This is a genomic window from 'Camptotheca acuminata' phytoplasma (assembly GCF_041276565.1).
Taxonomy (GTDB): Bacteria; Bacillota_I; Bacilli_A; order Acholeplasmatales; family Acholeplasmataceae; genus Phytoplasma.
In genome coordinates this window covers 1-6,376 of record NZ_JBGGGR010000019.1, presented here as the reverse complement: position 1 = coordinate 6,376, position 6,376 = coordinate 1, and the positions used below count along the sequence as shown (strand labels likewise).

Below are 6,376 nucleotides of genomic sequence, written 5' to 3'. Positions count from 1 at the left end.
AAAATTAAATAAAATAAAATATGAGGTTTTAAAATGTCTGAAGAGAAAAAATTACAAGATTTACAAACTTTAATTTTAAATTTAAATGCTGAATATATGCGCGACCGTAAAAAATATAACGATGCTCAACAAAGATATAAAGCGAAATTTCAAAAATTTTTTTCTATGCAAAGTTTAGGTTGTAATCTTACAACCCCCAAAATGAAAGAAAAACGTCATTTATTAATTGAAGAAATTATTATTTCTTATTATCGATATAAAGAAAGATATATGTATTATCGTGGCGCTTGTAAACAATTAACTGATAATTACGGTTTATATTTTAATTATGAAACAAAACAATTTACTAATCAAAAACCTATTTCAAAAAAAACAAAACAACAAGTAATTGAAGAATAATATAAAATATTAAATCTAAAATTAAAAAAATAAAACATTTTTATTTTTTTAATTTTATTTTTTAAAGAGAAAAATAATAATGATTAATCAAAAAATTATTAATGATGTTAAAGATATTAATATTTTATCTTTAATGAAATTTTTAAAAATAGCTCCGATGGAATCAAATATTAAAACTCGTTTTAATTGTTTGTTCCACCAGAGCCAAAGCCAACAAAGTACGCAAATAACACAAAATAACAAAATTTTTTGTTGGGCCTGTAATAAGGCTTTTGATGTTATAGACATTTATATAAAGTGTACTCATTCGACTTTTCAAAAAGCTATTAACGATTTAATCCAGTTTAAACAAAATCAATTAAAAAATACTCCTGTTTTTTTAAATGTTCCTTTTCAAAAAAAACAACACAAATTAATAATATTGATATTAAACAAAATAAAGCGTTTTTTTAAAAAAAATATTCTCATATTTTAGAGTTAACAAAAAATTTTTATCATCAAGAATTATTAAAAAATAAAGAGGCTTTAAACTATCTTCAAACAGTTCGAAAAATTAGTTTTGATACAATTAAAAAATTTCAATTAGGTTTAGCTACTAAAGATAATCAAAATTTTTATCGTTATCTTTTAAAAAAACGTATTTCATTAGATTTATTTTTTGAGTTAAAATTATTAATTAAAAATAAAGTATTTGTGGCTGATTTTTTCCAAGATGGGTTTATTATTCCTGTTTATTATCATAATTATGTCATCCATTTTTACAAAAACAATTATCATAATGAAATAAAAAAGTTTAATCCCAAATATAGAGCACTTCCTAATTTAACAAATACAAATATTTTTTTCATGCCGTATGGTTTTAATTTGGCGAAGCCTTATATTTTACAAATGAAAAAAATTATTATTCATGAGGGTTTTTTTGATTTAATTAATTGTTTTAATCACGGTATTAAAAATGTTGTTGGTTTAATTTCTCTTACAATTGGTATTTCTCAACCAATGATTAATTTTTTAAAAGAAAATAATATTACTGTTATTATCGGGTTTGATAATGATGCTACCGGTTTAAAACAATCTCAAAGAATTAAAAATGAATTAACAGCTTTGAATATTTCGGCTGTTATTAAAACAATTCCTTTTAAGGATTGTAAGGACGCTGATGATGTTTTAAAAAAACATGGTTTTTATGCTTATCAAAAAATATATCTTTTATAAATAAAAAAAGGAAAATAATGAATTTTAATTTTATTATTAATTCTCTCTTTTTTTTATTTTGTTTGTTTTTTTATTTGTTTCTTTCTTTTTTAGAAAAAGGAAATTTATAGAATTATTGATGATTGTTTTTTTTATGTATTTGTTGTTTTTAGTGTTTTAAATGGTTTACAATTTTTAAATAAATAATTTAAAATTTGAGAAAGGAATATTTAAAAGAATGATTAAAAATGATTTAGAAAGTCAAATTTCTTTATTAAAGGGAGCAATCTTTTTTTTAATTCTTGCTTTTTCTATTGTTTTTTATTTTTTTTATCGCGCTTATAAAAATAAAAAATTAGTTAATGAATATCAAGAACAATTAAAAGAAATTATGAAAAAATATATTCGTCCCGGTGTTATTTCTTCATTAGAGTTTGCTAGATTATTTACTTTAATGTGTCAAATGGATAATAAAATGGGTATTTATCGTGAAAGTGTTTTTAAAGCTATTAGCGATTTTGGCGAAAATGGCGGGATTGATTTAAATTTGAGTTCATGGAACGATTCCAAATTAAAACAAAAACAAGAAGAATCTGAAATTATTATTACTGGTTGAGAACCTAATATTAACAATGATTTAGAAGATATTATACAACTTAATAAAAAATAGTAGGTGATTAAATTATGGATTTAGAAATTTTATTTTTAATAATTATTATTTTTTTATTAATTGTTGTTGGTGGTCTTGCTTTATATTGTGTTTTTTTAGAAGAACAAAGAGAAGAATATTTTAGAAAAAAAATTATTCTCAAATGTTAGATGTGCTTATTAAATATTATTTAGACCGTGATTTAATGACGGTTGAAGAATTTAAAAGATTATATATTTTAATTATTTCTAAAATTAAATGTATAAAAATAGAGGAAATTGTAAAATGAATTTTGAAAGAAAAAAAGTATTCTTATTTATTATTTAAATGATTTAAAAAAAGAATCAAAAATTATTGAAGAAAATTTTATTAATCTTTTTGATGTTTTTTTTAATCCTCATTTAAAATATAGAGATTTACACGATAAAATGTTTTTTTATTCGAGATGAAATTAATAAAAATTTTAGAGGTTTTAAATATAAACAAGATTTTTTAAAAGAAGTGATTGAAGATTTATTTTTAAAAAATAAAAAATGGTTAGAATTAAAAAATTCTTTTTTATTAGATGAATATGATAATGAAAATTTAGAAGGAAATTATTCAATTGATGAATTAAAAAAATTAATAGATTAATAAAAAAGGAATAAAGAAATATGAAAAATAATAATGTTTAATTTTATACAAGTTTTTTTAAAATTTTTTTGCTTCTTTATATGATTTTTTTGAACGAATTTTTAAATGGTTTTTTTATTTTTCACAAGATTTATTAGAAAATCATATTTTTTTAATTATTTTTATTCCTTTTTTATATTTTTTAATTTTTATTATGCTTCAAATTATTTCTCTTTTTTTTTACTTTATTTGTTTATTTTTTTTATCGGGATTCAAATAAGATTTTTTATATTGTTTTATTTTTAGTTTTTTTAATTTTCTTTTATTTTGTTTTTAAATATATTGAGATATTATATTTTTAAATTGGGTTAAAGATCTCTAAAAAAAAAAAAAAACGCACCCGGCTTTTAAAAGGAGTTAAATATGTTTTTTGATTTTATAAGAGAATTTTTAAAAAAATATTTACATATTCCAACTGATAGTATCGGGATTTTTAATAGGTGGCCTTTTGATGGTTTTTTCTCTTATTTTAAACCGAGTAATTATATAGGGATTATTTTAGATTTATTTTCTTTATTAAAATCTATTTTATCGACTATTTTTTTAGATATTACTTTATATGAAACTTTTTTTAAATTTTTTTTTATTTACATCGCTTTAAGATTAAATTTTAAAATTGGTAAATTGGTTTATTTGTTTTTTCAACGTTTCAGACTTTATATTCTTAAATCTTTAAGGAGTGAATAATGTTTGATTTAACATTTGGAATGGGCCACGTTATGGGCGCCTTAGCTACTTTTATATCGGCCGCTTTTAATGTTTTTGTTTTTGTTTTTCAAAATTTTTTTAAATTAGTTTATCATATTTTTAAAACCTATTTTATTATTTCAGATAAATTTTTTAAATTTATTGATAAATATATTGATTTAGTTGAAAAAAACGGATTTGAGGATATAAAATGAATTTCAAAAGATATAAAATGAATTTTAAAAATAATAAAAAGATAGTTAATTTTTCTTTTTATTTTTTGGAAATTTTCGGCTTAGTCGCTTTATGTCTTTTATCTTATCTTTTATATTTGTTTTTGTCGCTTTTTTTTGGTTCCGGTGGTTTTTTTGGAGGTGTTAAAAGACCTTCTAATGAAATTAAAATATTAAATAATGTTTCTTTTACATTAGGTAGCAACAAACTAGCTTTATTAGCGTTAATGTCTGTTTATGCTGCTGAGAAGGCGAAAGAAAAACAAAAAGCGGAAGCTGAGAAAGCTGAACTTAAAGAGCTCCAAAAGGAAGTGGATTGTTTAAAGGGAGTAATGAATCGTCGGGGGAATTGTATTATCAGATATTTATAAATAAAAATCATATTTAATGGATTCATTAAGTTTATATATTTTTAAACAAACTCAAATTGAATTGTTAAAAGAAAAAAAACAAGAATTATTACAAAAACGTTTTGTTTTATTTTTTGAAAAACACCAATTAATGTTTAATGAATTATTCGAAAAATTAATTCAATTAGGAACGATAAAAAATCAACAAAGTTTTTCTGAATTGGCAGATTTAATACATGGATTACAACAACAAATTAAAGGTTTACGAGCTGTAAATCAAGGACTTCCTGCTTTATCTGAAGTACAACAAAAAGCTGTTTCTCTTAATCCTTTCGGTCCTTTGGGTGATTTTGCTGAATATGTACATGACAAAGGTAGAGCGGTTGGGGCCGCTGTGGGTGATTTTGGTGATTTTGTGCGTGAAAAAGCAGTTAACGCTGGCGCTAATGTTGGTACTGCTTTGGGTGATTTTGCTGATGCTGTGCGTGAAAGAGCTGAAAATGCGGGCGTTGCTTTGAATGAATTTGTTAATGATGAAAGAATCCAAATAGCTGGTAAAGCTGTATCTGCTGGTGTTGGTGCTGCTGCTCCTGTTGTTGAGAAGGCAATTAAAGGTCTTTCTACTGTTGCGGGTATGTTTTAATAAAAAAAAAAAAAAATAATAAAATGTTAAAATATAAATATATTTTTTAAAAATAAATTATAAGGAATTTTAAAAATAAATGTTTCAACGAAAACCAAAAAAAATATTTGATTTCTCTTTTTTCGTCCTTTTTTCTTTTTGTTTTATTTTTTTTTAGTGTAATATCTTTTAATGTTTTTCTTTTTAAAAAATATCAATCATTAGATGAAGAAAGAAAAATAGGGATACCTTTACAAGAAAAAAAAGAATTAGAGACAAGAATTATAAATCAAAGAAATGATATTGAAAATTTAGAACAACAAAATGACGCTCTTATAAGAGATACAGCGATGTTTAGAGAGGAACAAATAAAAAATCAAAAAATATATAAAAAATTAAAAGTTGAAAACGGTGATTTAAAAAATGATGATGCTGTACAACAAAGAGAATTAGAGCATATTAATAAACAAGTTGATGATTTAAATAATGAAATTAAAAAAATTGAAGCTAGTATTTCAACTCCTCATCTTCTTGAAAAACAAAAAGAAATTGATGATTTAAAACAACAAATAAAAAATCTTAGAAATGAAATTCAAAGATTAACAATAACAATTTTAGATAATGACACTAAAATTAACGATTTAACGGAAGCCAAAAACAAATTTCAAAATGAAATTACTAATTCAGATGTTATTATTAATGATTTAACACAACAAAATACAGAATATATAATTTTAATTAATGATTTAACACAACAAAAAATAGATAAAGAGAATGAAATTAATAATCTTAAACAAAAAAATAGAGATTTAGAATCTAACATAAATCAAAATACAAATCAATTTCAATTTGAAAACCTCTTTTTATTTACAGCCATCCCTTATAATACCTACATTAACAAACAAGGCGACACCATCAGGGAATATTCAATTTTCACGAATTTTAAACCAACTGTTAAAGACTATCATAATAGAACTAATTTTTTTGAAGCTAAAAAATTATATGATATTATCGGCAATCGTTTGGGTTTAGCTGCATTTTTTCAATTTAAAGAAGACGGCATTGATTTAAAAGATTATCAAACAGGGCAAAGAGTAGGCGGTTGGCCTGAAACTAAAAAAAATTATCAATTTATAGAAACTAATCAACCTGAATTACACCCTATAATTTTAAAATATGATTTTTGGGATTTTCCAGGAAGATTCAACCGTAGTAATTCTAATTCTCAACAAGTTAAAGATAAAATTTGGGATTATTTAACTTTTGAAGAACGAAAAGAAGTCGAACCTTATTTATCAAAAGTTAATAATCTAAATAATATGTCATCTTGTTTTTTAAATTGTTCAAAAGGATTACATTGTGGTGTAGTTGAATATAAATCTCTTTACTTCCGTTTTAGAACTAAAAACTTAGAATTAAAATTAACTCAACGAGCTATCGATTGGAACAATCAACAAATCAAAAACTTATCAAATAGAGAGAGATAATAAAATAAAAAAAAAAAAAAAACGCATCCGGCTTTTAAAAATATATTTAACATTTAATAAAAAAAAAAAAAAAAAAAAAAAAG

Annotated in this window: 12 protein-coding genes; all 12 read left to right on the top strand. The window is 22.3% G+C overall.

Annotation, left to right across the window (positions count from 1 at the left end; all coding sequences use genetic code 11):
- Positions 1–33: 33 nt before the first annotated feature.
- The 12 genes from AB6A63_RS01580 (at position 34) to AB6A63_RS01525 (ending at position 6,293) form a co-directional block, all read left to right on the top strand.
- The gene (locus AB6A63_RS01580; RefSeq protein ID WP_370430941.1) at positions 34–399 is read left to right on the top strand and encodes a hypothetical protein; all 366 of its coding nucleotides are present in this window, start codon (positions 34–36) and stop codon (positions 397–399) included.
- Between the two features lie 79 nt (positions 400–478).
- Positions 479–874: a CHC2 zinc finger domain-containing protein gene (locus AB6A63_RS01575; protein WP_370430940.1), complete on the top strand. Its 396-nt coding sequence runs from the start codon at positions 479–481 to the stop codon at positions 872–874.
- A complete protein-coding gene (locus AB6A63_RS01570; RefSeq protein ID WP_370430942.1) occupies positions 868–1,614 on the top strand; it encodes a toprim domain-containing protein in 747 nt (248 codons plus the stop codon). The genes AB6A63_RS01575 and AB6A63_RS01570 overlap by 7 nt, the downstream gene beginning before the upstream one ends.
- Positions 1,615–1,831: 217 nt before the next feature.
- On the top strand, positions 1,832–2,209 hold the full coding sequence (locus tag AB6A63_RS01565; protein ID WP_370430939.1) for a hypothetical protein: 378 nt from the start codon (positions 1,832–1,834) through the stop codon (positions 2,207–2,209).
- 68 nt (positions 2,210–2,277) lie between these two features.
- A complete protein-coding gene (locus AB6A63_RS01560) occupies positions 2,278–2,412 on the top strand; it encodes a hypothetical protein (protein ID WP_370430938.1) in 135 nt (44 codons plus the stop codon).
- Positions 2,406–2,531, top strand: coding sequence for a hypothetical protein (locus AB6A63_RS01555; protein ID WP_370430937.1), 126 nt, complete (start codon positions 2,406–2,408; stop codon positions 2,529–2,531). The genes AB6A63_RS01560 and AB6A63_RS01555 overlap by 7 nt, the downstream gene beginning before the upstream one ends.
- Positions 2,532–2,743: 212 nt before the next feature.
- On the top strand, positions 2,744–2,875 hold the full coding sequence (locus tag AB6A63_RS01550) for a hypothetical protein (protein ID WP_370430936.1): 132 nt from the start codon (positions 2,744–2,746) through the stop codon (positions 2,873–2,875).
- A 402-nt stretch (positions 2,876–3,277) separates the two neighbouring features.
- Positions 3,278–3,601, top strand: coding sequence for a hypothetical protein (locus AB6A63_RS01545; RefSeq protein WP_370430935.1), 324 nt, complete (start codon positions 3,278–3,280; stop codon positions 3,599–3,601).
- Positions 3,601–3,816 carry a hypothetical protein gene (locus AB6A63_RS01540; protein WP_370430934.1) on the top strand — a complete coding sequence of 72 codons (216 nt, stop codon included), beginning with the start codon at positions 3,601–3,603 and terminating at the stop codon, positions 3,814–3,816. Before AB6A63_RS01545 ends, AB6A63_RS01540 begins: the two co-directional genes overlap by 1 nt.
- Positions 3,813–4,205, top strand: coding sequence for a hypothetical protein (locus AB6A63_RS01535; RefSeq protein WP_370430933.1), 393 nt, complete (start codon positions 3,813–3,815; stop codon positions 4,203–4,205). Before AB6A63_RS01540 ends, AB6A63_RS01535 begins: the two co-directional genes overlap by 4 nt.
- Positions 4,206–4,221: 16 nt before the next feature.
- A complete protein-coding gene (locus tag AB6A63_RS01530) occupies positions 4,222–4,827 on the top strand; it encodes a hypothetical protein (protein ID WP_370430932.1) in 606 nt (201 codons plus the stop codon).
- A 107-nt stretch (positions 4,828–4,934) separates the two neighbouring features.
- Positions 4,935–6,293, top strand: coding sequence for a hypothetical protein (locus AB6A63_RS01525; RefSeq protein ID WP_370430931.1), 1,359 nt, complete (start codon positions 4,935–4,937; stop codon positions 6,291–6,293).
- Positions 6,294–6,376 lie beyond the last annotated feature (83 nt).